This window comes from Streptomyces sp. NRRL S-378 (assembly GCF_000720645.1).
GTDB lineage: Bacteria > Actinomycetota > Actinomycetes > Streptomycetales > Streptomycetaceae > Streptomyces.
Map to the genome: position 1 here is coordinate 28608 of NZ_JOBX01000039.1, position 25844 is coordinate 54451.

The 25844-nt window shown below is 71.4% G+C and carries 22 protein-coding genes, 2 pseudogenes and 1 riboswitch; of the genes and pseudogenes, 11 read left to right on the forward strand and 13 right to left on the reverse strand.

The genetic code is table 11. The annotated features are described in order from the left end of the window. Positions 1 to 22 precede the first annotated feature (22 nt). The gene (locus IH80_RS0125045) at positions 23 to 469 is read right to left on the reverse strand and encodes a hypothetical protein (protein ID WP_051809893.1); all 447 of its coding nucleotides are present in this window, start codon (positions 467 to 469) and stop codon (positions 23 to 25) included. 84 nt (positions 470 to 553) lie between these two features. On the opposite strand from IH80_RS0125045, the gene IH80_RS0125050 reads away from it, so the two are divergent. Beyond that, on the forward strand, positions 554 to 1519 hold the full coding sequence (locus IH80_RS0125050; RefSeq protein WP_030963472.1) for a diacylglycerol/lipid kinase family protein: 966 nt from the start codon (positions 554 to 556) through the stop codon (positions 1517 to 1519). 324 nt (positions 1520 to 1843) lie between these two features. Then, a complete protein-coding gene (locus IH80_RS0125055) occupies positions 1844 to 2101 on the forward strand; it encodes a WhiB family transcriptional regulator (RefSeq protein WP_003953983.1) in 258 nt (85 codons plus the stop codon). 171 nt (positions 2102 to 2272) lie between these two features. Here the strand turns inward: IH80_RS0125055 and IH80_RS0125060 are convergent, their stop codons facing one another. Both IH80_RS0125060 and IH80_RS0125065 read right to left on the reverse strand, forming a co-directional pair. Then, positions 2273 to 3742, reverse strand: coding sequence for a sensor histidine kinase (locus IH80_RS0125060; RefSeq protein ID WP_030963473.1), 1470 nt, complete (start codon positions 3740 to 3742; stop codon positions 2273 to 2275). Between the two features lie 354 nt (positions 3743 to 4096). After that, positions 4097 to 4687: a TetR/AcrR family transcriptional regulator gene (locus tag IH80_RS0125065; RefSeq protein WP_030963475.1), complete on the reverse strand. Its 591-nt coding sequence runs from the start codon at positions 4685 to 4687 to the stop codon at positions 4097 to 4099. A gap of 84 nt (positions 4688 to 4771) precedes the next feature. Here IH80_RS0125065 and IH80_RS0125070 point away from each other — a divergent pair, with 84 nt between their 5' ends. Together IH80_RS0125070 and nagB are read left to right on the forward strand one after the other, a co-directional pair. After that, on the forward strand, positions 4772 to 5533 hold the full coding sequence (locus IH80_RS0125070) for an SDR family oxidoreductase (protein WP_030963477.1): 762 nt from the start codon (positions 4772 to 4774) through the stop codon (positions 5531 to 5533). Positions 5534 to 5752: 219 nt separating this feature from the next. Then, positions 5753 to 6538 (forward strand): glucosamine-6-phosphate deaminase, encoded by a 786-nt coding sequence (gene nagB, locus IH80_RS0125075; RefSeq protein WP_030963478.1) that lies wholly within the window; start codon positions 5753 to 5755, stop codon positions 6536 to 6538. 112 nt (positions 6539 to 6650) lie between these two features. On the opposite strand, the gene IH80_RS0125080 is transcribed toward nagB, so the two are convergent. The 4 genes from IH80_RS0125080 to IH80_RS0125095 form a co-directional block, all read right to left on the reverse strand. Continuing rightward, complete coding sequence (locus IH80_RS0125080; RefSeq protein ID WP_030963479.1) at positions 6651 to 8156, reverse strand: glycoside hydrolase family 3 protein; 1506 nt, start codon at positions 8154 to 8156, stop codon at positions 6651 to 6653. 7 nt (positions 8157 to 8163) lie between these two features. Beyond that, positions 8164 to 8982 carry a carbohydrate ABC transporter permease gene (locus IH80_RS0125085; protein WP_030963480.1) on the reverse strand — a complete coding sequence of 273 codons (819 nt, stop codon included), beginning with the start codon at positions 8980 to 8982 and terminating at the stop codon, positions 8164 to 8166. Between the two features lie 74 nt (positions 8983 to 9056). Next, on the reverse strand, positions 9057 to 10076 hold the full coding sequence (locus IH80_RS0125090) for a carbohydrate ABC transporter permease (RefSeq protein ID WP_030963482.1): 1020 nt from the start codon (positions 10074 to 10076) through the stop codon (positions 9057 to 9059). Positions 10077 to 10203: 127 nt separating this feature from the next. Beyond that, complete coding sequence (locus IH80_RS0125095) at positions 10204 to 11484, reverse strand: extracellular solute-binding protein (RefSeq protein ID WP_030963483.1); 1281 nt, start codon at positions 11482 to 11484, stop codon at positions 10204 to 10206. A gap of 289 nt (positions 11485 to 11773) precedes the next feature. Here IH80_RS0125095 and IH80_RS0125100 point away from each other — a divergent pair, with 289 nt between their 5' ends. The 3 genes from IH80_RS0125100 to IH80_RS0125110 all read left to right on the forward strand — a co-directional run bounded on the left by IH80_RS0125100 (position 11774) and on the right by IH80_RS0125110 (position 15082). Beyond that, entirely contained in the window at positions 11774 to 12538 is a 765-nt protein-coding gene (locus IH80_RS0125100) for a GntR family transcriptional regulator (protein WP_030026774.1), read from the forward strand. A gap of 127 nt (positions 12539 to 12665) precedes the next feature. Further along, positions 12666 to 14888, forward strand: a complete 2223-nt coding sequence (locus IH80_RS0125105; RefSeq protein ID WP_078906736.1) for a carbon starvation CstA family protein — start codon at positions 12666 to 12668, stop codon at positions 14886 to 14888. Then, complete coding sequence (locus tag IH80_RS0125110; RefSeq protein ID WP_030016682.1) at positions 14885 to 15082, forward strand: YbdD/YjiX family protein; 198 nt, start codon at positions 14885 to 14887, stop codon at positions 15080 to 15082. The genes IH80_RS0125105 and IH80_RS0125110 overlap by 4 nt, the downstream gene beginning before the upstream one ends. Before the next feature lie 111 nt (positions 15083 to 15193). On the opposite strand, the pseudogene IH80_RS46225 reads toward IH80_RS0125110, so the two are convergent. Next, a pseudogene (locus tag IH80_RS46225) lies at positions 15194 to 15307 on the reverse strand (Uma2 family endonuclease); the annotation flags it as partial. 74 nt (positions 15308 to 15381) lie between these two features. Here IH80_RS46225 and IH80_RS0125115 point away from each other — a divergent pair. From IH80_RS0125115 to IH80_RS0125125, 3 genes are all read left to right on the forward strand, one after another. Next, the gene (locus IH80_RS0125115; RefSeq protein ID WP_030963486.1) at positions 15382 to 15879 is read left to right on the forward strand and encodes a GNAT family N-acetyltransferase; all 498 of its coding nucleotides are present in this window, start codon (positions 15382 to 15384) and stop codon (positions 15877 to 15879) included. Between the two features lie 44 nt (positions 15880 to 15923). Continuing rightward, positions 15924 to 16053: riboswitch (cobalamin riboswitch) on the forward strand. A 135-nt stretch (positions 16054 to 16188) separates the two neighbouring features. After that, positions 16189 to 18576 (forward strand): ribonucleoside-diphosphate reductase subunit alpha, encoded by a 2388-nt coding sequence (locus tag IH80_RS0125120; protein ID WP_030963487.1) that lies wholly within the window; start codon positions 16189 to 16191, stop codon positions 18574 to 18576. Next, positions 18576 to 19592 carry a ribonucleotide-diphosphate reductase subunit beta gene (locus tag IH80_RS0125125; protein WP_030963488.1) on the forward strand — a complete coding sequence of 339 codons (1017 nt, stop codon included), beginning with the start codon at positions 18576 to 18578 and terminating at the stop codon, positions 19590 to 19592. Before IH80_RS0125120 ends, IH80_RS0125125 begins: the two co-directional genes overlap by 1 nt. Positions 19593 to 19677: 85 nt before the next feature. Here the strand turns inward: IH80_RS0125125 and IH80_RS44895 are convergent, their stop codons facing one another. Next, a complete protein-coding gene (locus IH80_RS44895; protein ID WP_051809895.1) occupies positions 19678 to 19905 on the reverse strand; it encodes a hypothetical protein in 228 nt (75 codons plus the stop codon). An 81-nt stretch (positions 19906 to 19986) separates the two neighbouring features. Here IH80_RS44895 and IH80_RS0125135 point away from each other — a divergent pair, with 81 nt between their 5' ends. After that, positions 19987 to 20952, forward strand: a complete 966-nt coding sequence (locus IH80_RS0125135; protein ID WP_030963489.1) for a helix-turn-helix domain-containing protein — start codon at positions 19987 to 19989, stop codon at positions 20950 to 20952. Positions 20953 to 20971: 19 nt separating this feature from the next. Here the strand turns inward: IH80_RS0125135 and def are convergent, their stop codons facing one another. From def to IH80_RS0125155, 4 genes and pseudogenes are all read right to left on the reverse strand, one after another. After that, on the reverse strand, positions 20972 to 21616 hold the full coding sequence (def, locus tag IH80_RS0125140; protein ID WP_030963491.1) for a peptide deformylase: 645 nt from the start codon (positions 21614 to 21616) through the stop codon (positions 20972 to 20974). 83 nt (positions 21617 to 21699) lie between these two features. Continuing rightward, positions 21700 to 22701: a tetratricopeptide repeat protein gene (locus tag IH80_RS0125145; protein ID WP_030963492.1), complete on the reverse strand. Its 1002-nt coding sequence runs from the start codon at positions 22699 to 22701 to the stop codon at positions 21700 to 21702. Positions 22702 to 22821: 120 nt separating this feature from the next. Further along, positions 22822 to 24081, reverse strand: coding sequence for an HD-GYP domain-containing protein (locus IH80_RS0125150; protein WP_030963493.1), 1260 nt, complete (start codon positions 24079 to 24081; stop codon positions 22822 to 22824). A gap of 254 nt (positions 24082 to 24335) precedes the next feature. Next, positions 24336 to 25730 (reverse strand): annotated as a pseudogene (locus IH80_RS0125155) (HD-GYP domain-containing protein); the annotation flags it as partial. Positions 25731 to 25844: the final 114 nt, after the last annotated feature.

Genomic DNA, 25844 nt, shown 5'->3' on the forward strand with positions numbered 1-25844 from the left:
CGGGCCCGGCCGCGCGCCGGGCTCAGGAGGAGGACGGCCCTCCGATACCGAGGGCCTCGGTCGCCGTCGGGTTCACGAGCAGCGCGACGACGGCCACCGCGGCCGCCGCGAGAGCCACGGCGGCGGCGGTCACGGCACCGCCGGTGGTGTAGAGCGTCCAGGCCACCGGCAGCGCCATCAGCTGGGTGATCAGTGCCGGGCCGCGGCTCCAGCGGCGGCCCAGGCGCAGTCCGCGGGCGGCGATCAGCGGCAGCGCGGCGAGGGCGAGCAGGGTGATGCCGCCCGTCTCGGCCTGCTGCGGGGAGTCGGGGTCGCCGGCGATGCCGACGAACAGCATGTACACGCCGAGGCCGGCGAGCGCCAGGCCCTCCAGGGCGGTGAGCGCGGCCGCGGCGGTCAGTCGGCGGGGCAGCGCGGTGGGCGCTTCGACGGTGGGGGCGGGGGCCTTCACGGGCTGCTTCTTACTCACCCATGCAGGGTAGCGGCGCCCTCCGCAGGCCGGAGGGGACGGGCAGTAGGGTCGGCTCACGGAGGGGTGGGTAGTCTGGCGCTCATGCGTGCACTTCTCGTGGCCAACCCAGCAGCGACGACCACCAGTGCGCGCACGCGCGATGTCCTGATCCATGCACTGGCCAGCGAGATGAAGCTGGAGGCGGTCACCACCGAGTACCGCGGGCACGCCCGGGACCTGGGGCGCAGGGCCGCGCACGAGGGGCTGGACCTGGTGGTCGCCCTGGGCGGCGACGGCACGGTCAACGAGGTGGTGAACGGGCTCCTGCACAACGGACCCGATCCGGACCGGCTGCCCCGGCTGGCAGTGGTTCCCGGCGGCTCCACCAATGTGTTCGCCCGCGCCCTGGGGCTGCCGAACGACGCGGTCGAAGCGACGGGCGCGCTGCTGGACGCGCTGCGCGAGCAGCGCGAGCGCACGGTCGGCCTGGGGCTGGCGGCGGGGACCCCGGGGACCGAGGACGAGTCGGTTCCGGCGCGCTGGTTCACCTTCTGCGCGGGCTTCGGTTTCGACGCGGGCGTCGTGGGGCGGGTCGAGCAGCAGCGCGAGCGCGGCAAGCGTTCGACGCACGCGCTGTATGTACGACAGCTGATGCGCCAGTTCTGGGAGGAGCCCAACCGGCGGCACGGCACGGTCACGCTGGAGCGGCCCGGAGCGGATCCGGTGACGGACCTGGTGCTGTCGATAGTGTGCAACACCTCACCATGGACGTATCTGGGGAATCGCCCGCTTTACGCCTCCCCGGAGGCATCGTTCGATACTGCGCTTGACGTACTGGCGCTCAATCGTTTGTCAACTCCGGCCGTCGCCCGCTACGCGACACAGCTCCTGACCTCCACTCCTGAGCGGGGTCCGCACGGCAAGCATGCGGTGTCTCTGCACGATCTGACCGACTTCACCTTGCATTCGAAGGTTCCCCTCCCGTTCCAGATGGACGGTGATCACCTCGGACTGCGCACCAGCGTTCGGTTCACAGGCGTACGCCGTGCACTGCGTGTGATTGTGTGAGTAGAAGGGCCCGCGGGCCTTTCACTCGAACGTTTACACGCCGGTCCACCCTCACGATGTAGGGCTGTGACCTAGTAGACACCGACGAATCAAAAAAAACTTTCCGGAAGGGGTTGTATCCCCGTCCGAGGTTTGCGAATCTCTTCATGGCGATCGGGACAGCCCGCAGGACCCGGCACCCACACAGACCGCCAGAACCCCTCCACGAATCTCAGACTGATCACCCGCGTGAAACCGGGCGGTCGCCCTTCCCTCACGGGGGGATTCGTGAAAGCGTTCACATTCACAAGCAAAGTGCCCGCAATACAAGGAGATGGAGCAGCCATGGACTGGCGTCACAACGCCGTTTGCCGCGAGGAAGACCCGGAACTCTTCTTCCCCATCGGCAACACCGGTCCTGCGCTGCTGCAGATCGAGGAAGCCAAGGCCGTCTGCCGCCGTTGCCCCGTCATGGAGCAGTGCCTGCAGTGGGCGCTCGAGTCCGGTCAGGACTCCGGCGTCTGGGGCGGTCTCAGCGAGGACGAGCGCCGCGCCATGAAGCGCCGCGCCGCTCGCAACCGGGCGCGCAACGCCAGCGCCTGACAACGACTTTCGAGCCTCGACGCGCAGCGCGCAGTAACCGAAGAAGCGCTCAGCAACGTGCTCTTGAGCCCCGGACCGAAGCATTCGGTCCGGGGCTCAGTGCTGCCGTGCGACTACGCTGCGTGCACGCGACCCCGAAGCCTTCGCTGACGCTGAGTCACCGTACGGCTGCTACTTCTGCGGGCTGGACGGCAGGTCGAGGACGACCTTGGTGCCGCGCGGCTCGGCCCGGACCATGTCGAAGGTGCCGCCGAGTTCCCCCTCCACGAGGGTCCGTACGATCTGCAGCCCGAGGTTGCCGGCCCGCTGGGGGTCGAACCCCTCGGGCAGGCCGTTGCCGTCGTCGAGGACGGTGATCAGCAGGCGCCCGTCCTTGCGGCCGGTCCCGCTGCGCAGCGCGGCCACTTCCACGGTGCCCCGCTCCCCCGGGGTGAAGGCGTGCTCCAGGGCGTTCTGCAGGATTTCGGTCAGCACCATCGACAGCGGGGTGGCCACCTCCGCGTCCAGGATCCCGAAGCGGCCGGTGCGCCGGCAGTCGACGCGGCCCGGTGAGATCTCCGAGACCATCGCGATCACCCGGTCGGCGATCTCGTCGAACTCGACCCGCTCGTCGAGGTTCTGGGACAGCGTCTCGTGCACGATCGCGATCGAACCGACGCGGCGCACCGCCTCGTTGAGCGCCTCGCGGCCCTGGGGCGAATCCATGCGGCGGGCCTGGAGCCGCAGGAGAGCGGCCACGGTTTGGAGGTTGTTCTTCACCCGGTGGTGGATCTCCCGGATGGTCGCGTCCTTGGTGATGAGTTCACGTTCGCGACGGCGCAGTTCGGTGACGTCGCGGCAGAGCACCAGGGAGCCGATCCGGGTGCCCTTCGGCTTGAGGGGGATGGCGCGCAGCTGGATGACGCCGCCGTTGCCCTCGACCTCGGTCTCGCGAGGGGCCCAGCCGCTGGCGAGCTTGACCAGCGCCTCGTCCACCGGACCGCGGGAGGGGGCGAGTTCGGCGGTGGTGGCGCCGAGGTCCTGACCGACCAGGTCGGAGGCGAGGCCGAGGCGGTGGTAGGCGGAGAGGGCGTTGGGGGAGGCGTAGGTGACCACGCCGTCGGCGTCGAGCCGGATCAGGCCGTCGCCGACGCGCGGCGAGGCGTCCATGTCGACCTGCTGGCCGGGGAAGGGGAAGGCGCCCGCCGCGATCATCTGTGCGAGGTCGGAGGCGGACTGGAGGTAGGTCAGCTCCAGCCGGCTCGGTGTACGCACAGTGAGCAGGTTGGTGTTGCGGGCGATCACTCCCAGTACCCGTCCCTCGCGGCGGACGGGGATCGACTCGACGCGGACCGGCACCTCCTCGCGCCACTCCGGGTCGCCCTCGCGCACGATGCGGCCCTCGTCGAGCGCGGCGTCGAGCAGGGGGCGCCGGCCGCGCGGCACAAGGTGTCCGACCATGTCGTCCTGGTAGGAGGTGGGGCCGGTGTTCGGGCGCATCTGGGCGACCGAGACGTACCGCGTGCCGTCGAGGGTGGGCACCCACAGGACGAGGTCGGCGAAGGACAGGTCGGAGAGCAGCTGCCACTCCGAGACCAACAGGTGGAGCCACTCCAGGTCGGTTTCTCCGAGAGCGGTGTGCTGGCGTACGAGGTCGTTCATGGAGGGCACGGTGCGAGCGTACCCCGGGTACGCACGATGACTTTCCCCACGCGGGTACTCAGGAGTATCCAGGAGGGGCACGGGCCGCGTACTGTTGGAGGAAGTGACGGGTTTCCAGCTACCGTCATTGGATGGACAGAACAGATTGGTCTAGTCCAGAATTGGCTTACAGTCTCCGCCCTCCCCGCACAGGAGGACGGAACGAGGTGGCCGCGCGCTCTGCCCTGACCGCGCAGGCGCCTCTCACCGGCCGCCGGGAACCGCACACCTGACGGCCGTAAGTACTCCGGGCTACGGTGCCGGACGGGTTGAGGGTCCCGTCCTGCACCGTGGCCCAGAGGAATCCGCGGGTGTCTACGGCCAGGCCAGCAGGGCCCGCTCCGCCACCGCCTCCAGCTCTTCCCGGGTCGCCCCGTCGCGCGACTGCTGGGACATCCCCTGAAGCACGGCCCCGGCGTACCGGGCCAGCGCCCGCGCGTCCGTGTCCGCGGGCAGCACGCCGGTCGCGACGTCGGCGCGGATCCGGCGCTCGAAGAGCTCCAGGTTGGCGTTGCGGCGCTCGCGCAGCGCCTGGGCCACCTCCTCCGAAGTGGTGTTGATCGCGGCACTGATCACCATGCAGCCCGGCGGGTGGGCCGGGTCGGTGTAGACCTCGGCCGCCTCGCGCAGGATGCGCTCGACGGCGTCGCGGGCGGTGGGCTCCTCGGCCAGCGCCACGCCGGCGAAGTCCCCGTACCGGCTCCCGTACACCACGACGACCTCGTCGAAGAGCTTGCGCTTGTCGCCGAAGGCCGCGTAGAGGCTGGGTGCGCTGATGCCGATCGAGGCGGTGAGATCGGAGATCGAGGTCGCCTCGTAGCCGCGCTCCCAGAAGGCCGTCATCGCCTTGTCGAGGGCGGCGTCGCGGTCGAAGGAGCGGGGCCTGCCGCGCTGTCCGGTCACCATCCGCACATTCTATAGCGGCCGCTAGAGAATCTGGTACGGTCCCTTTCTGTAGCGACCGCTATCAATTGTGGAGGGGGGCGCGTCATGGGCGTGCTCGAGGGGAAGACGGCACTGGTCACGGGCGGCAGCCGGGGCATCGGCCGGGCCGTGTCGCAGCGGCTGGCACGCGACGGGGCACTGGTCGCGGTGCACTACGGGCGCAACGCGGAGGCCGCCGAGGAGACCGTGGCCGCGATCGGGGCGGCCGGCGGACGGGCCTTCGCCATCGGGGCCGAGCTCGGGGTCCGGGGGGACGCGAAGGCCCTCTGGGCGGCGTACGCGGCCCACCCCGCGCACACCGAGGCCGTGGACATCCTCGTCAACAACGCGGGTGCGGCGGCCTTCGCGGGGATCGGGGACACCGACGAGGAGGCGTACGACCGGGCTCACGCGCTGAACGCCAGGGCGCCGTTCTTCGTGATCCAGCACGGACTGGCCAGGCTGCGGGACGGCGGCCGGATCGTGAACGTGACCGGCACCCCGGACATCGCGCTGCCGGCGATCCTCGCGACGGTCATGCCGAAGGGCGCGGTGAACGCCCTGACGCGCTCGCTGGCCGCCGAACTCGCCCCGCGGGGGATCACCGTGAACTCGGTGGGCCCCGGGATCACCGAGACGGACCTGAACGCGGCCCTGCTCACGGATCCCGCGACCCGGGCCCACCTGGCCTCCCGGTCGGTCTTCCACCGGGTGGGCACGGCGGAGGAGGTGGCGGACGTGGTGGCCTTCCTGGCCTCGGCGGACTCCCGCTGGGTCACCGGCCAGCACCTGGACGCCACGGGCGGCCTGCAGCTGGCACTGGTCTAGGACGCGGGGAGGGGCGGGCACGGGAGGGGCGGGCGCGGGAGGGCCCGCCCCGGACTACGGGGCGCAGGGCGGACTCCGTCCCGGCGGTGGACGGGGTCCCGGGAGGCCGGAGGCCGGGACCGGGATCAGCATGGAAAGTGGCGGGACCCCCGCCGCACCCGGCCCGCTCTGCTAGATTGGTCTATACCACATCACCCACTCCAGATCGGCAGGCCCCGCGTGGAAGTTGTCATCGTCCCGGACGCCAAGGCAGGCGGCGAGCTCATCGCGGAGGCCATGGCCGCCCTGGTACGCCGCAAGCCCGACGCCCTGCTCGGTGTGGCGACCGGCTCGACCCCGCTGCCCGTCTACGAGGCCCTCACGCGCAAGGTGGGGGCGGGCGAGGTCGACGTCTCCCGGGCCCGGATATGCCAGCTCGACGAGTACGTGGGCCTGCCGGCCGGGCACCCGGAGTCCTACCGGGCCGTCGTCCTGCGCGAGGTCGTCGAGCCCCTCGGCCTGACCGAGGGCTCCTTCATGGGCCCCGACGGTGCGGCCGAGGACCTCGTCGCCGCGTGCGAGGCCTACGACCGGGCCCTGGCCGGGGCCGGCGGCGTCGACCTCCAGCTGCTGGGCATCGGCACGGACGGGCACATCGGCTTCAACGAGCCCTGCTCGTCCCTGGCCTCGCGCACCCGCATCAAGACGCTCACGGAGCAGACCCGCGTGGACAACGCGCGCTTCTTCGACGACGACCTCGAGCAGGTGCCGCACCACGTCATCACCCAGGGCATCGGCACCATCCTCGACGCCCGCCACCTGGTGCTGCTGGCGACCGGTGAGGGCAAGGCCGAGGCCGTCGCGCAGACCGTCGAGGGGCCACTGTCCGCCCTCGTCCCGGCGTCCGCGCTGCAGCTGCACCGGCACGCGACCGTCGTCGTGGACGAGGCCGCCGCCTCGAAGCTCAAGCTGGCCGACTACTTCCGCCACGCCTACGCCAACAAGCCGTCCTGGCAGGGGCTGTAGCACCCGGAACGGACGAAGGGCCGGGCTCCCGCTGGGGAGCCCGGCCCTTCGCCGTGGGCGGCGGAGCCGGGCACCACCCCTGTGACGGGTGCCCGGCTCCGGTACCGCGGCGTCACACCCCTGTGACGGCCTCCGCGACGACCTCGGCGGCGGCGCGTCCGCAGACGCGCGCGGCGCCGTGCGTCGCGATGTGCAGGGCCCCGCGCGGCTCGGCGCGGGGCAGCCCCATCTCGACCACGACCGTGTCCGGCCGGGCTTCGACCAGGGCGTCCAGTACCTCGGTCATCCACGGGTGGCGGTGCGCGTCGCGGACCACCGCGACGACGGTGCGCTCCCCCGCTGCCGCCAGGATCTCCCCCGCCGTGGCGCCCTGCGGGTAGAAGCCCGAGGCGGTGCCCGGCAGCAGCTCGGCCAGTTCGGCGGCCGGACCCCACGGGGTCTCGTCACCGACCGCGATGTTCGCGACGGGGGTCAGCGTGGCGACGTACGGGCGCCCCGCCGACGGCACCGCCGAGCCGGTGACGACCAGGGCCCGGCGGGCGGCGGTCAGGCCGATGCCGGACGCGCGGCTCCCCTCCGGCCGCGCGCCGGGCCGGGCCCCCCGGGTCCAGGCGGCCAGCGCCCGGACCCTGGCGGCGGCGTCGGCGAGGCGCTCCTGCGGGAGCGTGCCCTCGTGGACGGCCGCGACCAGCGCGTCGCGCAGCCGCAGGACGGTGGCCTCGTCGGCGAGTCCGCCGCCGACGCAGATGGCGTCGGCGCCCGCCGCGATGGCGAGGACCGAGCCGCGCTCGATCCCGTACGTCCCGGCGATGGCGTGCATCTCCATGCCGTCGGTGACGATGAGGCCCTCGTAGCCGAGTTCCTTGCGCAGCAGGCCGGTCAGGATCTGCGGGCTGAGCGTGGCCGGGCGGGTCGGGTCGAGGGCGGGCACCAGGATGTGCGCGCTCATCACGGCCTTGGTCCCGGCCTCGATGGCGGCCCTGAACGGTACGAGTTCCCGTGCGGCGAGGGTGTCGAGGTCCACGTCGATGCGCGGCAGGGCGTGGTGGGAGTCGACGTTGGTGTCGCCGTGGCCCGGGAAGTGCTTGGTGCACGCGGCGACGCCGGCGGCCTGGAGGCCCTCGACGTAGGCGGCGGTGTGCCGGGCGGCGAGGTGGGTGTCGGCGCCGAAGGACCGTACCCCGATGACGGGGTTGTCCGGGTTGGAGTTGACGTCGGCGGAGGGGGCCCAGTTGAGGTTGACGCCGCACTCGGCGAGGCGGCGGCCCAGCTCGTGGGCGACGTCCCGGGTCAGGCCGGTGTCGTCGACGGAGCCGAGGGCCAGGTTGCCGGGGAAGGACGAGCCGCCCCGGACCTCCAGGCGGGTGACGTCGCCGCCCTCTTCGTCGATGGCGACGAGGACGTCGTCCCGCTCGGCGCGCAGCTGCGCGGTCAGTGCGGCGAGCTGCTCGGGCGAGGCGATGTTGCGGCCGAACAGGCCCACCGAGGCGAGGCCTTCGCCGATCCGGCGGAGCAGCCAGGCGGGGGCGGTGGTGCCCTCGAAGCCGGGCTGGAGGACGGCGAGTGCGTCGCGGGTCACCTCGTCGGAGGCGGTGGCGCGGTGCGCAAGGACAGTCATGACGGCGTCATCCCTTCACTGCGCCGGAGGTCATGCCGCCGACGGCCTTGCGCTGGAGGAAGATGAAGATCAGCAGGACCGGGACCGCGAAGAGCGAGGACGCGGCCATGGTGGCGCCCCAGTCGTTGCCGAAGGCCGACATGAACTCGGTCAGCCACAGCGGCAGGGTCTGCGCGGTCTTGTCCTTGTTGAGGATCAGGACCATGGCGAACTCGTTCCAGGCGGTGATGAAGCCGAAGAGCGAGGTGGACATCAGGCCGGGGGCCAGCAGCGGGAAGATCACCTTGCGGAAGGCCTGGCCGCGGGTGCAGCCGTCGATCTGGGCGGCCTCCTCCAGGGTCACCGGGACGGCGGCGATGAAGCCGCGCAGGGTCCAGATGGTGAAGGGCAGGATCATCACGAAGTAGATCGCGGTGAGCAGCGGGAGGCTGTTCAGCATCTCGGCGTCGCGGGCGATCATGTACATCGCGATGACCATGACCTCCCAGGGGGCCATCTGGGCCATCATCACGGTGAGGACCAGGCCCTTGCGGCCCTTGAACCGCATGCGGGCGATGGCGAAGCTCGCGGCGAGGGCGACGAGCAGGGCCAGCACCACGGCGCCGACGGTGACCAGCACGCTGTTGGTGACGTACGTCCAGAAGTTCTCGACCCCGGTGGCCTTGCCGAAGTTGGCCGTCGTCGGCGTGAAGACGAAGACGGGGTCCTTCGTGAGCATCTGGTCGGCCGGCTTGAGGGCCGACGAGAACATCCAGTACACGGGGAAGACGAAGACCAGGGCCAGCAGGAGGGCGCCGAGGTTCTTGGCCACGGCTCCGGGGCGCACCGGGCGGCGGGTGCGGAGCTGCTGTGCGGGCCTCTGGGGAGCCGCGGGCTTCGGGGCGGTGGTCGTGCTCGTGCTCACTGCTCCTCCTCCTGCTTCAGGATCAGGCGGAAGTAGAAGGACATGACGACCACGAGGATCACGATCGTCAGGACGGAGATCGCGGCGGCGAGGCCGTAGTGGGCCTGGCTCTGGCCCTCGACGTAGGCGAAGACCGGGAGGATCTCGGAGGCGCGGTCCGGGCCGCCCTTGTTCATCGCGTAGACCTGGGTGAAGGCCTTGAACACCCAGATCACCTCGAGGAAGGTGGTGATGAGGAAGAAGGGCTTCAGGTTCGGGAAGACGATCTTCCAGAAGGTCTGCCAGCCGTTGGCGCCGTCCATGCGGGCGGCCTCGTACAGCTCGGCGCCGACCGTGGTGAGGCCGGCGTACATGTTGAGGGCGACGAAGGGGATGGAGCCCCAGACCACCAGGATGGTGACGATCACCATGGTGGAGAGACCGGTCTCCATCCAGTTGTGCTGTTCGTAGCCGGAGAAGCCGGCGGTGCGCATGACCCAGTTCATGACGCCGAACTGCTCGTCGAACAGCCAGCGGAAGACCTGCACGGAGGCGACGATCGGCATGGCCCAGGCCATCACCAGCGCCATCGAGAGGACCAGGCGCATCTTCTTGCCGAGCTTGTTCAGCAGGATGCCGATGAGGCTTCCCAGCACCATGATCAGCGCGACGTTGGCCAGGGTGAAGGCGAAGCTGCGGACGACGACGGTCCAGAAGGCCGAGTCACCGAGCAGCTCGGTGTAGTTGGCGAGTCCCGCGAAGGGGTACTTCCGCTGGATGAACTCGACCTTGTTGATGTCCTGGAGGGACAGGATCACGTTCTTGATCAGCGGGTACAGCAGGAGCGTCGCGAGGGCGAGCACCGCGGGCGCGACCAGCAGATAGGGCAGCCACCCCGTGGGGAGCGACTTCCCGCCCCCGCGAGGCGGCGTGGGGCCGGTGCCGGCTGCTGGGGCCGGCGTCTCGGGCAGTCCGGCGGACTTCTGTGGTGCGTCCTGTGGAGCGCTGGTCACCGCTCCCTGGGAGTGCACGGTCATGGCTTGGCTTCCTCGCGGTTGACTGTGGAGTCAAATGCGCGACCGGGGGCGCGGCGGGTGTCCGGGCACCTGCCGCACTCCCCGGTGCGATCACACTGCTGGGTCGTGCGGGTACTGCGGGGCGGGACTACTTGTTGATGCGCTTCGCGATCTCCGCGTCCGCCTCGGCGCCGGCCTTGGCCGCGTCCTCACCCTTGAGGACCTTGGTCATGAACTCCTTGATGGGGTTCGGCTCGGTCTCGACGTTCGCCCAGCCCGCGGTGACCGGGGTGATCTTGCCGTTGACGCCGGCCTTGCCCATGGCCTCGGCGAAGGAGCCCGCGGCGGGGGTGAAGTTGGCCGCGGCCTGGTTCGGGAGCAGCGCGCCCTTGGTCTCGGCCGCGTACTTGGTCATCTGGTCCTTGCCGGCGGCGAGGGCCAGCCACTCCTTGGCGAGCTCCTTGTTCTTGGAGCGCTCGGCCACGGCGAGGTTCGAGCCGCCGAGGAAGACGGTGCTGGTCTTGTCGGCCGTCTTGCCCGGGATCGGGAAGTAGCCGAAGTCGGCCTCCTTGCCCGCTTCCTTCAGCGCCTTCTCGGCACCGCCGGCCTCCCAGCCGAGACCGATCCAGGAGGCGACTCCGCCCTTGGGGACGATGTCGGTGGACTGCTGCGGGTTGGCCTCGTCCTTGTCCTTGGGGGCGGTGGAGTAGGACTGGAGCTTCTTGTAGAACTCCATCGCGGCGCCGGCCTGCGGGGTGCCGAGGCCGCCCTTCCACTTGGCGCCGTCCTTGACGGCGAGGTCGCCGCCCTCGTCCCAGATGAGACCGGCGAGGACGTACCAGCTCTGGCCGGGGAGGTAGATGGGCTGGGTGGCCGGGTCGGCCGCCTTCAGCTTCTCCAGGCCGGCGATCCACTCGTCGCGGGTGGTGGGCGGGGTGACGCCGGCCTTGGCGAAGGCCTTCTTGTCGTAGACGACGACGCGGTTGGCTGCGTACCAGGGGGCGGAGTAGAGCTTGCCGTCGACCTCGGCCGAGGCGAGCATGCTCTTCTGCCAGGCGTCGGCGCCGAGGGCGGCCTTGTCCTTCGTCAGGTCGGCGAGGCCGCCGGTGACCGCGTAGCCGGCGGTCTGGGTGTTGCCGAGCTCAAGGACGTCCGGAGGGTTGTTCTCGGAGAGGGCCGTGGTGACCTTCTCCTGGATGCCGGTCCACTTCTGCTCCTCGACCTTGACCGTCACACCGGGGTGCTTGGCCGAGAACTCCTTGTTGACCTCGTCGATCCAGGCCTTCGGCGCGGAGCCGTCCATGACCCAGACGGTGATCTCCTTGGGACCCGCGTCGGCCTTGGCCTTGTCGTCGTCCCCATTGCCACACGCCGCGAGTCCGACCATCATGCCCGCGACACCGACCGCCGCGATGAGCTTGCGCTTCACGCCACCCTCCTCAGGGATGCCTGCCTGCACTTCCCTTGCCCGCCGCGGTGACATACGCGAAGTACTGCCGTGGGGCTGGGATCTGATCCATATTGGTGTAGACCAGTAGCTGGAGCTTGGCCTAGACCTTTAGGGGTGTCAAGGGTCTAATGAGCGGGTGCCCGGTCCGTTATCGGACCGACACCTGGGGAGAGAGAAGGCCTGTCCCCCCAGTCGTGTCACCATGTGACCGCACATATCGGAGGAGCCGGTGACGGCAGCGAAACTGGAGTCGGGAAGGCGGGCGGCGATGGCCACCGAAGGGGCACTCACGGAGCCGGACGGCGGGGCAGCCACTCGCACGGCACGTGTACCCAAGTACTACCGACTCAAGCGGCACTTGCTCGACATGACGGAGACGCTGCCGCCCGGCACCCCGGTACCGCCGGAGCGGACGCTCGCGGCCGAATTCGACACCTCGCGGACCACGGTCCGCCAGGCCCTCCAGGAACTGGTCGTAGAGGGACGACTGGAGCGGATCCAGGGCAAAGGCACCTTCGTCGCCAAGCCGAAGGTCTCGCAGGCCCTGCAACTGACCTCGTACACGGAGGACATGCGGGCCCAGGGCCTGGAGCCGACCTCACAGCTCCTCGACATCGGCTACGTGACCGCCGACGACACCCTCGCCGGACTCCTCAAGATCAACACCGGTGGACGGGTGCTGCGCATCGAGCGGCTGCGCCTGGCCAGCGGCGAGCCCATGGCCATCGAGACCACCCACCTCTCCGCCAAGCGGTTCCCCGCGCTGCGCCGCTCGCTCGCCAAGTACACCTCCCTCTACACCGCCCTCGCCGAGGTGTACGACGTCCACCTGGCCGAGGCCGAGGAGACGATCGAGACCTCGCTGGCCACCCCGCGCGAGGCCGGCCTGCTCGGCACGGACGTCGGGCTGCCGATGCTGATGCTCTCCCGGCACTCCCTGGACGCCGACGGCGAACCGGTGGAGTGGGTGCGCTCGGTGTACCGCGGCGACCGCTACAAGTTCGTCGCCAGGCTCAAGCGGCCCGCCGTCTGATACACCCGCACCCCGCCCCGCGTACCGGAATACCGCGACGGAATGCGGACGGGGTCTTACGTTCACCAGGCAATCCCCCGTAGATTCCGCCTGCTTACGCAGATGATCGACGAGGGGACGAGAGATCATGCCTGAACCGGAAGCAACAGGGACACAACGGGACACGGCGGGTCCGGGAACCCCATCGGGCTCGCCCTCCCCCAAGTCCATCGCCGTGTGGGTGCTCGTCGGCCTCGTCGGCGCCATCGGGTGGGGCGTGCTGGCGCTCTCGCGCGGCGAGGAGATCTCCGCGGCCTGGCTGCTCGCCGCCGCGCTGGGCTCGTACGCCATCGCCTACCGCTTCTACGCGCGCTTCATCGCACAGCGCGTGCTGAAGGTCGACGCCACGCGGGCCACTCCCGCCGAACGCCTCGACAACGGCGTCGACTTCCATCCCACCGACCGCCGGGTGCTCTTCGGCCACCACTTCGCCGCCGTCGCCGGCGCGGGCCCGCTCGTCGGCCCCGTGCTCGCCGCGCAGATGGGCTACCTTCCCGGGACCATCTGGATCGTCGCGGGCGTGATCTTCGCCGGCGCCGTCCAGGACATGGTGACGCTGTTCTTCTCCACCCGCCGCGACGGCCGCTCGCTCGGCCAGATGGCGCGGGACGAGATCGGCCCCGTCGGCGGAGCCGCCGCCCTGGTCGCCGTGTTCGCCATCATGATCATCCTGCTGGCGGTGCTGGCGCTGGTCATCGTCAACGCCCTCGCCCACTCCCCCTGGGGCGTCTTCTCCATCGGCATGACCATCCCGATCGCCGTCTTCATGGGCTTCTACCTGCGCGTCCTGCGGCCGGGCAGGGTCACCGAGGTCTCCCTGATCGGCGTCGCCCTGCTGCTGCTCGCCATCGTCGCGGGCGGCTGGGTCGCCGAGTCCTCCCTCGCCGGGACCTTCACCCTGGAGAAGGAGACGCTCGTCATCTGGATGGTGGTGTACGGCTTCCTGGCGTCGGTCCTGCCGGTGTGGATGCTGCTCGCACCCCGCGACTACCTGTCCACCTTCATGAAGGTCGGCACGATCGCGCTCCTCGCGATCGGCGTGGTCATCGCGATGCCGACGCTGAAGATGCCGTCCATCACCGACTTCGCGGCCCGCGGGGACGGCCCGGTCTTCGCCGGGTCGATGTTCCCGTTCGTCTTCATCACCATCGCGTGCGGCGCGCTCTCGGGCTTCCACGCCCTGGTCTCCTCGGGCACCACACCGAAGATGATCCAGAAGGAGACCCAGGTCCGCATGATCGGCTACGGCGCCATGCTGACCGAGTCGTTCGTCGCCGTCATGGCGATCATCGCGGCCTGCATCATCGAGCCGGGCCTCTTCTTCGCGGTGAACTCCCCTCCCGGCGTCATCGGCACCACGGTCGAGTCGGCCTCACAGGCGGTGACGAACTTCGGCTTCGCCATCTCACCCGAGGCGCTCACCCAAGCCGCCAAGGACGTCGAGGAAGCCAGCCTGCTGTCCCGTACCGGCGGCGCGCCGACCTTCGCACTCGGAATGTCGGAGATCTTCTCCTCGGTCATCGGCGGCGCCGGGATGAAGGCCTTCTGGTACCACTTCGCGATCATGTTCGAGGCCCTCTTCATCCTGACGACGCTCGACGCGGGCACCCGCGTGGGCCGGTTCATGCTCCAGGACACCCTCGGCAACGTCCACAAGTCCTTCAAGGACGTCAGCTGGAAGCCCGGCGTGTGGTTCGCGAGCGCGATCGTGGTCGGCGCGTGGGGCTACTTCCTGTGGGTCGGCATCAAGGATCCGCTGGGCGGAATCAACCAGCTCTTCCCGCTCTTCGGCATCGCCAACCAGCTGCTCGCCGCGGTCGCGCTGGCGGTCTGCACCACGCTGCTGGTCAAGTCCGGCCGGCTCAAGTGGGCCTGGGTGACGGGCGTCCCGCTGGTCTGGGACGCCACGGTGACCCTCACCGCCAGCTACCAGAAGGTCTTCTCCGAGGACGTGAAGGTCGGCTTCTTCGCCCAGCGCGACAAGTACCAGGCGGGCATCGACGCCGACAAGGTGCTGGCCCCCGCGAAGAACATGGACGACATGCACACGATCGTCACCAACGCCACGGTCGACGGCGTGCTGTGCGCCCTGTTCGCGGTCCTGATCATCGTGGTCCTCGCGGACGCGCTGCGTACCTGCGTCAAGGCCGTCCGCGACCCGGGGGCGGCGACGCTGTCGGAGGTTCCGTGGACCGAGTCGAAGATCGTCGCCCCGGCCGGCCTGATCGCGACCGCCGAGGAGCGGGCCCAGCTCGCCGCCGCGGCGGACCGCGGCTCCGGCGGCGGGCAGGTCAAGGAGCCGGTGGCGTGAGCACCGTGCGCAGCGTGCTGGCCAGGGCCCGGTTCTACGTACGGGAGTTCTCGGGGGAGGCCGCGTACGACCGGTACGTGGCCCACGCCCGCTCGCACGACCCGGACGCGGAGGTCCTCACCCGCCGCGCCTTCGAACGCGCCCGTACGGACGCCCGCGAGGCGGACCCCCGCGAGGGCTTCCGCTGCTGCTGACACGAACGAAGGGCCCCGCCGCGTCCTGTGGCGGGGCCCTTCGGCGTACCTCAGCGCACCCAGTCCTTGAGGGGTTCGGCCGGGAGGGTGATGGCCGTGCGGACGACGCCGGTGGACGGCGATGCCTGTCGCCGCGAAGGTGCGCGGCTTCTCGATCCGGTCGCGCCGCTCGGTGTCGGAGGCCCACGAGGTCACCTCAACGGCCATGAGGACCGGCCCGGGATCCACCCGCTTCCTCGACGGCGCTGTCTTTCGACGACGGCGCCGGGTCCCGACAGCCGTCCTGCACACTCGACCGCATGGACATGGTGATCAGAACGGCGGTGCCCGCCGACTACGCGGAGCTGGGCGAGATCACGGCGCAGGCCTACCTCGCCGACGGGCACCTGGACTTCAACGAGGACGACGCGTACCTCAACGTGCTGCGCGACGTGGCCGGCCGGGCCGCCCGGGCCGAGGTGCTCGTCGCCGAGCGCGACGGGCGCGTGCTCGGCGGGGTGACCTTCGCCGCACCCGGCAGCCCGCTCGCCGACATCGCCGGCCCCGACGAGGCCGAGTTCCGGATGCTCGCGGTGGCCCACGCGGCCCGCGGCCAGGGCGCCGGCGAGGCCCTGGTGAAGGCGTGCGTCGAGCGGGCGCGGGCCGTCGAGGGCGTCACGGCCCTGGTGCTCTCCACCCAGCGCGGCATGGCCGGGGCCCACCGGATCTACGTACGGCTGGGCTTCGAGCGCACGCCGGAGCGGGACTGGGCGCCCATCGAGGGCCTGAAACTCCTCACGTACCGACTCAAGCTGTAGCCACGCCGACACTACATGTGGGGGTTGCCGCACAAGGGCGCCCCCACATGTATGCTCATGCCTGCTGTCGCCGCAGGGGAATCCGGTGGGAATCCGGAACTGTCCCGCAACGGTATGAAGTGTCCGGCATCCGGACACCAAGTCCGATGACCTGCCGTCAGCGCGCCCGGATCGACCGAACCGGGTGCCGACACGTCCGGGCCTCGCGGTTGGGCCGGTGGACGCCATGCGGTGTGCCCGTTCCTGCCACGCCCGCATGCGCCCTCGCCCACCGCCGATGACCGGGCCGAGCGAGGGAGAGCTCCCGCCGTGACCATCGCGCCTTCCGCACCGCGCGCCGAGTCCGTTTCTGGCGACAACACCGAGGGCCCGGGGGCCACGCTGCTGCGTACCCTCACCGAACTGACGGCGGACCTCCCCGACACCGACCCCGGCCGCGTCGCCGCCGCCGCGCTCCGCGGCCGCAGCTCCGCCGCCGACGACGCCGAACTGCGGGGGCTGGCCACCGAGTCCGCCGCGGGCCTCATCTCCGAGGACCCCGCCTACTCCAAGCTCGCCGCCCGCCTGCTGACGCTGGCCGTGCGCGACGAGGCCGCGAGCCAGGGCTCCACCTCCTTCTCCGCCTCCGTCGAGGTCGGCCACCGCGAGGGCCTCATCGCCGACCGCACCGCCGAGTTCGTGCGCACGCACGCCGTCCGCCTGGACGCGCTGGTCGAGCACACCCTCGCCGAGGGCGCCGACGACCGCTTCGGCTTCTTCGGCCTGCGGACCCTGCACAGCCGCTACCTGCTGCGCCACCCCATCACCCGTCAGGTCATCGAGACCCCGCAGTACTTCATGCTGCGCGTGGCCTGCGGTCTCGCCGCGGACGAGAGCGTCCAGGCCGTCGAGGAAGTGGCCTCGCTGTACCGGCTGATGAGCCGCCTCGACTACCTGCCCTCCTCCCCCACCCTCTTCAACTCCGGCACCCGGCACCCGCAGATGTCCTCCTGCTACCTGCTGGACTCCCCGCTGGACGAGCTCGACTCGATCTACGACCGCTACCACCAGGTCGCGCGCCTGTCGAAGCACGCCGGCGGCATCGGCCTGTCGTACTCCCGCATCCGCGCCCGCGGTTCGCTGATCCGCGGCACCAACGGCCACTCCAACGGCATCGTGCCGTTCCTGAAGACCCTCGACGCCTCCGTCGCCGCCGTGAACCAGGGCGGCCGCCGCAAGGGCGCCGCCGCCGTCTACCTGGAGACCTGGCACGCGGACATCGAGGAGTTCCTGGAGCTCCGCGACAACACCGGTGAGGACCAGCGCCGTACGCACAACCTGAACCTCGCCCACTGGGTGCCGGACGAGTTCATGCGCCGCGTGAACGCCGACGCCGAGTGGTCGCTGTTCTCCCCGGCCGACGTCCCCGAGCTGGTCGACCTGTGGGGCGACGCGTTCGACGCCGCCTACCGCAAGGCCGAGGCCGACGGCCTGGCCCGCAAGACCATGCCCGCCCGCGACCTGTACGGCCGGATGATGCGCACCCTCGCGCAGACCGGCCAGGGCTGGATGACCTTCAAGGACGCCTCCAACCGCACGGCCAACCAGACCGCCGAGCCGGGCACCGTCGTCCACTCCTCGAACCTGTGCACCGAGATCATCGAGGTCACCAACGACGGCGAGACGGCCGTCTGCAACCTCGGCTCGGTCAACCTCGGCGCCTTCGTGCTCCCGGAGACGGGCGAGATCGACTGGGAGCGCCTCGACGAGACCGTCCGCACCGCCGTGACCTTCCTCGACCGCGTGGTGGACATCAACTTCTACCCGACCGAGCAGGCCGGCCGCTCCAACGCCCGCTGGCGCCCGGTGGGCCTGGGCGCGATGGGCCTCCAGGACGTCTTCTTCAAGCTGAAGCTGCCCTTCGACTCGCCCGAGGCGAAGGCCCTGTCCACCAAGCTCTCCGAGCGCATCATGCTGGCCGCGTACGAGGCCTCCTGCGACCTCGCCGAGCGCAGCGGCCCGCTGCCGGCCTGGGAGCAGACCCGCACCGCGCGCGGCGTCCTGCACCCGGACCACTACGACACCGAGCTGAACTGGCCGGAGCGCTGGGACGCGCTGCGCGCCCGCGTCGCCGAGACCGGCATGCGCAACTCCCTGCTCCTCGCCATCGCCCCGACGGCCACGATCGCCTCGATCGCCGGCGTCTACGAGTGCATCGAGCCGCAGGTCTCCAACCTGTTCAAGCGCGAGACGCTGTCGGGCGAGTTCCTCCAGGTGAACGGCTACCTGGTGGAGGAGCTGAAGCAGCTCGGCGTGTGGGACGCCCAGACCCGTGAGGCGCTGCGCGACTCCTCGGGCTCGGTGCAGGGCTTCGGCTGGATCCCGGCCGAGGTGCGCGAGCTGTACCGCACGGCGTGGGAGATCCCGCAGCGCGGCCTGATCGACATGGCGGCGGCCCGTACGCCGTTCCTCGACCAGTCGCAGTCGCTGAACCTGTTCCTGGAGACGCCCACCATCGGCAAGCTCAGCTCGATGTACGCGTACGCCTGGAAGCAGGGCCTGAAGACCACGTACTACCTGCGCTCGCGCCCGGCGACGAAGATCGCCCGCGCCGCCCAGGCCGCCACCGCCGCTCCGGTGGCCCTCCCGCAGGCCGTCGACGCCGAGGCGCTGGCCTGCTCCCTTGAGAACCCCGAGTCCTGCGAGGCCTGCCAGTAATGAGCTCCAACGACCACAAGAACCTCCTGGACCCGGGCTTCGAGCTCACGCTCCGTCCGATGCGCTACCCGGACTTCTACGAGCGCTACCGGGACGCGATCAAGAACACGTGGACGGTGGAGGAGGTCGACCTCCACTCGGACGTCGCGGACCTCGCGAAGCTGACGCCCGCCGAGCAGCACATGATCGGCCGTCTGGTCGCGTTCTTCGCGACGGGCGACTCGATCGTCGCGAACAACCTGGTGCTGACGCTGTACAAGCACATCAACTCCCCGGAGGCGCGCCTGTACCTGTCGCGCCAGCTGTTCGAGGAGGCCGTGCACGTCCAGTTCTACCTGACGCTGCTCGACACCTACCTGCCCGATCCGGAGGACCGCGCGGCGGCCTTCGACGCGGTGGAGAACATCCCCTCCATCCGTGAGAAGGCGCAGTTCTGCTTCAAGTGGATGGACTCGGTCGAGAAGATCGACCGGCTGGAGACGCAGGCCGACCGCCGCCGCTTCCTGCTGAACCTGATCTGCTTCGCCGCCTGCATCGAGGGCCTGTTCTTCTACGGCGCCTTCGCGTACGTGTACTGGTTCCGCTCGCGCGGCCTGCTGCACGGCCTGGCCACCGGCACCAACTGGGTGTTCCGTGACGAGACCATGCACATGAACTTCGCGTTCGAGGTCGTGGACACGGTCCGCAAGGAGGAGCCCGAGCTCTTCGACGACGCCCTGCAGCAGCAGGTCACCGACATGCTGAAGGAGGCCGTGGAGGCGGAGCTGCAGTTCGGCCGCGACCTGTGCGGCGACGGCCTGCCGGGCATGAACACCGAGTCGATGCGCGAGTACCTGGAGTGCGTCGCGGACCAGCGCCTGGTCCGTCTCGGCTTCCCGCCGGTGTACGGCTCGCAGAACCCGTTCTCCTTCATGGAGCTGCAGGGTGTCCAGGAGCTGACGAACTTCTTCGAGCGCCGCCCGTCGGCCTACCAGGTCGCGGTCGAGGGCACGGTCGACCTGGACGAGGACTTCTGACCCCCTCGAAGCACCGGGAGCCGGGACGCGAGCCGATCGCGTCCCGGCTCCTCGCGTTCCGGGGCGGTGCGTACGCCGCGGGGGCTCAGTGGGCGAGACGGCCCCGGCGCCAGTCGGCGGACCGGAGGCCGTGCCGGGGGCGCGGGGTGGGCGGCATGCCGCCCGCCTTCTGCCGCGGCAGCCACACGAGCCGCGTCTCGACGGCCCGCAGCTCCCGGTCGATCCGCCGCTCGCGCAGGGCCCCGTAGAGGCTGGGGGCGAGCAGCAGGGTGGCGACGGCGAGGACGGCGAGGTAGCTCAGGAACGTGTTCATGTATCCACTGTCGCCCCGTTCACCGAACCCGGCCACTGGCAGGACTGCCATGAAAGAACGAATTACTGCCACACTGGATCCATGATGACCAACGTGGCCGTGGCCCTCCTCGACGAAGTGGCCCCCTTCGAGTTCGGGATCTTCTGCGAAGTCTTCGGGATCGACCGCAGCGACCACGGACTGCCGGTGTACGACTTCGCCGTGTGCGCGGCCGAGGAGGGCCCGCTGACCATGGCCGGAACGGGTTTCGCGTTCGCCCCCGCCCACGGGCTGGAGCGGCTGGAGAGCGCCGACCTGATCTGCGTGCCCGCCTTCCGCAACGCCTCCGAACGGGCCTACCCGGAGCCGCTCATGGCCGCGCTGCGCCGCGGTGTGGAGCGCGGCGCGCGGGTGCTCAGCGTGTGCAGCGGGGCCTACGCGCTGGGCGCGGCGGGGCTGCTGGACGGACGGCGCTGCACCACGCACTGGATGCACGCCCCGGCCCTGGCACGGCGCTTCCCGCGGGCACTGGTCGACCCGGACGTGCTCTACGTCGACGAGGGCCCGGTGATCACCTCGGCCGGCACCGCCTCCGGCATCGACGCCTGCCTCCACGTGGTCCGCCAGGAGCACGGCGCCGAGGTGGCCAACGCCATCGCGCGGCGGATGGTCGTACCTCCCCACCGGGACGGCGGGCAGGCTCAGTACATCCAGCGGCCGCTGCCCCGCACGTCCTGCGACACGGTGGGCGAGGTGATCGAGTGGATGGGCCGCCATCTGGCGGAGGAGATCACGGTCGAGCAGCTCGCGGAGCGGGCGCACATGTCGCCGCGCACCTTCGCCCGCCGCTTCCTGCAGGAGACCGGCACCACCCCGTACAAGTGGGTGCTGCGCCAGCGGGTCCTGCTGGCACAGGAGTTGCTGGAGTCCACCGACGAGACGGTCGACGCGATCGCCGGCCGCTCCGGTTTCGGCAACGCGGCCGCCCTGCGCCACCACTTCCTGCGGACCCTGGGCACCACGCCGAACTCCTTCAGGCGTGCGTTCCGGGGCCCGCAGGTCGCGTAGGACCGGAGGGGGACGCCCCTCAGTCGTTGGGGACGGTCTCGTAGCGCGGGGTGCCCTCCGCCATCTGACGCAGGGCGTCCTTGCGGTCCCGCTTCGAGAGCCGGTCGATGTACAGGTAGCCGTACAGGTGGTCGGTCTCGTGCTGCAGGCAGCGGGCGAAGTAGCCGGTGCCGCGGACCTTGATCGGGTTGCCCTGGGCGTCCTGCCCCTCGACCTCGGCGTAGTCCGGGCGGGCGAGCGAGGCGTAGGCCGTCGGGACGGACAGGCAGCCCTCGTTGGAGTCGTCCAGCACCCGCGAGCCCGCCGGGAGCTCGACGAGCTTGGGGTTGACCACGACACCGGTGTGGCGCACGCCGTCGTCGTCCGGGCAGTCGTAGACGAAGACCTTGGCGTCCACGCCGATCTGGTTCGCGGCCAGGCCGACGCCCTCCGCCGCCTTCTGGCTGGCGAACATGTCGTCGATCAGCTGGGCCAGCTCGTCGCCGAACTCGGTGACGTCCTTGCACTCGCGGTGCAGGACCGGGTTGCCGACGACCGTGATCGGGCGGGCGGTGCCGCGCTCCCGGTGGGCCAGCTCGCGCGCCGCACAGTCCTCGGTGTCCACGACGTACCCGTCGTTCACGACCTCGCCACCATCGACAACCTGGTTCTCCTGCTGCGCCATGTCCGCCGTACGCCTTCCGTAAGTCCCGGTCACCGGTGGTCGTCGATGGCCACCGATGTGCCCGTACAGCCTACGGCCCCGGCTCAGCAGACTTCTTCGAGATCCCGCCACTCGCGGCTGTCGGGGCTGTCGGAGACCCAGCTGTCAAGGAGACCGCGGACCAGTCCGGCCGGTGCCGCGATGCCGCATTCGCGCTCGGGCACCCACAGGGAACCGGAGCCCGCCGTACGGTGCCCCAGCGGCCCGGGGTGTCCCGGCTCGCTGTGGTCGTGCGGATCCAGGTGCTCGCCGTCGCCCTCGTCGCTGGGCATCTCGCTCTCCGAGCAGGTCCGGCACAGCAGCCGTACCGACGAGGACCAGTCCTCGGCGGCGAAGCCCGCGTCCGAGGCGAGCTGTTCCAGCGCGTCGCGGTCCGCCTCGGTGGCCGCCTCCAGCAGCACCACCCAGGTCGGCACCGGGGACGGCGCCCACAGCTCGATCTCGTCGAACACCGGGTAGGAGGGTCCGGCCGCGGTCACCCGTTCGCCGTGCGGGACTCCGTCGTGGAGGACGACCTCGCCCCAGCGCCGCCCCGACGAGGGCAGCGGGATCGACAGGACCTCCAGCCGCGCCGGGTCCAGCCTGCGGCCCCACACCACCTCGGCCTCGCCCTCGGGCGAGAGCCGCACGGCGGCGCTGCCGAGTTCCATGCCGACCGGCTCGCCGTTCCCGCCGCCGTTCGCGCCGTGCGGGTCCCCGGGCACCTTCAGCCCGTACGCCTGCCAGGCCCGCCGGGCCAGCGGCCAGTCCTGGAGGGCGGTGGCGGCGATCCCGACGTTCCACCAGTCGGGGGCCCCGGTCTCGCGGTCCAGCAGGGCCACGGCGCGCAGTCCGGCGGCCCTCGCCTGCTCCCAGTCGTGCCGGAACTTGTGCAGCAGGGCCAGGTTGAACCAGGACTCGGAGAGCCAGGGCTCCAGGTCCGCGGCTCTGGTCAGCAGCGCGCCCGCGTCCTCGTACCGCCCGTCGCCGATCAGCGTGAACGCGCGGTCGGTGGCCTGCCGCCACGAGGCGGAGGGCCGATGCCGTACCTTCCCGAAGATCCTCACGATTCCCGCCTGCCTGGGGGCACCCTCCCAGCGGTGGCTGGGGGACTACGGTGCAGCCTTGCGGACACTCTTACTGGCATCCAACCATGCCCGCTCGGACGGCCGCTCATTACCCATGGGTTACCCCGGTGGGACGGGCACCACTCTGCCACGTCCGCCCCTGGCCAGAACCCTCGCCAGGCACTCCACGACCTCGGGCTGGTAATCGTGCCCGGTGCCCAGGCGGAGCTGTTCCAGCGCGGCCAGTGAGCCGCCCGGGTGACGGTTCCCCCCGACGAGGTCGTCGTACGCGTTCACCGCGCGCACGATCCGGGCCAGCGCGGGCTGCTCCCGGTACGGGTCCGCCTGCCGCTCCACCACCACGGCGACCTCGTCGGGGACCCCGGCCTGCCGGGCCACCTCCCCGCCCAGCCCGGCGATCCGGCGGGCCTCGGCCGCGGGCAGCTCGGCGGTGGCCCCGTCCGGCACCGGGTCGACCAGGGAGAGCTGGCCGATGTCGTGCATCAGAGCGGCGTACTCCAGCACCGTGAGCTCCCGTTCCGACAGGCCCAGCTCCCGGCCGACGGCGCAGCTCAGGGCCGCCACCCGGCGGGCGTGTCCCGGCGGGGTGTATCCGGCGATCTCGGTGGCCCGGGCCAGGGAGGTGATGGTCTGGCGGTAGGTGGTGCGGATCGCGGTGATCCGGTGGAAGGACAGCTGGGTCAGCAGCAGCGGAACACTGAGGACGGGGACGGCCCACAGCCCCGCGGCGGCCGCGCCGAGTGCCATGACGACGCCGGTGGCGCAGATCGCCGGGCCGATGCCGAGCTGGGCGCGCAGGCCGTCGCGCAGCAGCGGCCCGTACGGCCAGCCCGTGCGGGCCCCCTCGAGGGCGGCGCCGAGCACGGCGTCGCACAGGGCGACGAGGACCAGCAGGAGCAGCAGGAAGACGACGAGGTAGGGCCCCTGGCCCACCCGCTGCTCCAGGCGGCCGGAGGGGTGGAGCGGCTGGAAGCAGGCGGCGGCGAAGGCGACGGTGAGCACCCGGCGGGACAGGTGGTCGAGGGCGGGGCCGCGGCCGCGGGCGACGTGCGGGACGATCCCGGCGAGGGCGGCCGCGGCGACGACGGCGACGGTCTCCAGCACCCCGTGGTGGGTCGGCAGGCCCGCGTTCCGGCCGAGCAGGGCGTAGGCGAGGGCGCCGGCCGAGCCGAGCGGCGCACCCAGGTGGTCGGGAGCGCCGGGCCGGTCCCTGCGGGCGAGCTCGCCGACGGCGACCAGGACGCCGAAGGCCAGGGCGACGCCGGGCTCGGCCAGGCCGTTCCACAGGGTGTGGGCGAGGCTGACGGCGGCGAGCACGGCCGCGGCCCCCCGCACCGCCCACCCGCCCGCGGCCCTCATGCGCCCGCCCCGGCACCGTCCGTGTCGCGGCCGGAGCGTCCGTCGGCGGGCGGGGCCGGGCTACCGGGGCCGTGGGCGCCGGGGGGCGCGGCGTCCTGCGCGGGCAGGGCGCGCAGCACCGTCCGCCCCGCCGACCGGGTGGTGCGAGGACCCCGGGGGCGGAGGCCGCCGCCCCCGCCGGCGGCCGGAGCCGGCGCGGCCGGGCCCCGGCCCGACGGGACCTCCAGCCCCTGGCCCGACCGGGCCGCCGGCTCCCGGCCCGCCGACCGGGCCGCCGGCCCTCGCACCCCGGGACCGGGCACCCCGGCGGGAGCGGGGTCCTTGATCACCTGGAGGTCGTCGTCCGAGGTGACCACCGGATGCCAGCCGTGCCGGCCGACGGCGTCGGTGAGGGCCCGGACCATCGCCGGATCGAACTGGGCCCCCGCGCACCGCTCCAGCTCGGCGAGGGCGGCGGGCACCGGCCGGGCCCGGCTGTACGAGCGGGTGGAGGTCATGGCGTCGAAGGCGTCGGCCACCGCCACCACCCGCGCCAGCACCGGGATCTGCTCGCCGGTCAGTCCGTACGGATAGCCGGTGCCGTCGACGCGTTCGTGGTGGTGCAGGATCGCGGACCTGGCCTCTCCCAGGAAGCCGATGCCGCGCACCATCTCGTGCCCGTACTCGGGGTGCAGTTCGATGATCCGGCGCTCCTGCGGGGTCAGCGGTCCGTCCTTGCGCAGCAGCCGGGTCGGGACGCCGATCTTGCCGACGTCGTGCAGGATGCCGGCGAAGCGGACCACTTCCAGCCGGTCCTCGGGCATCCCCAGCTCGCGGGCGATCATCGTGGAGGCCTGGCCGACCCGTTCGCTGTGGCCACGGGTGTAGCGGTCCTTGATGTCCACGGCCTGCACGAGGGCCCGGATGGTGGCCTGGTGGGCGGCGTGCTCGCGGTGGTACTGGGCGAAGACCCAGCAGGAGACGTACATCGGGAGCAGGACGAGCAGCGCGGCCGGGACGCCGTACGGGCTGCGCCACATGGCGGCCATCATCAGCCCGGCGAGGCCGTGGACGCAGTGCGCGGCGAGGGTGAGGGGGACCACGCCGTGCCAGGCGGTGGCGGCGTGCCTGCGCTCGGCGGCGGCCAGGATGCCCCCGTCGAGGGCGGTGATCACCAGGCAGAAGACGGTGGCCGCCGCCGTCGCGGGGAGCATCGCGCCGGGGAGGTCGGCGGGCCACGCGGGGGGCCCGGAGCCGCCGTCGGGCCCCCCGCCGAGTGCGGCCGGGCCGCCGAGCAGCCCGAACACCTGCCCCGCCGCCCACGCGCCGATGGACTGCTGGGCCCCGTGCCACACCCGGCGCACCGCGGCCGGCGGCTGGACCACGGTGGCGGCGAGCCCCCCGGGCAGCGCCACGAGCGCGGCGGCGGCGGGCGGCAGCAGGAAGACGGCGGCGAGCACCACGGGGAAGAAGGAGCCGATGCCCTCGGGGGGCCGGCTGCCCGGCAGCGGGCAGTACCTGACGAGTTCGCAGCCGAGGTAGAGCACGGCGAGCAGGGTCACGGCCGGCCAGGGCGTGGCGGAATCCGTGAGGGCCGGGGCGGTGCAGGCGAGTGCCGCCAGTACGGCGCAGAAGACGAATCCGCGGGCGGCCGGCGGAAGACCCCGCATGGCACTCTCCTCCCCTGGCCCGTGCAAGCCGGGCACCGAATCGGACCGGTACCGATTGGGGAGAATAGGTGGGGCCCCGAGCGGGGTGGGCCACATCTTCGAATTGCGCTGTGC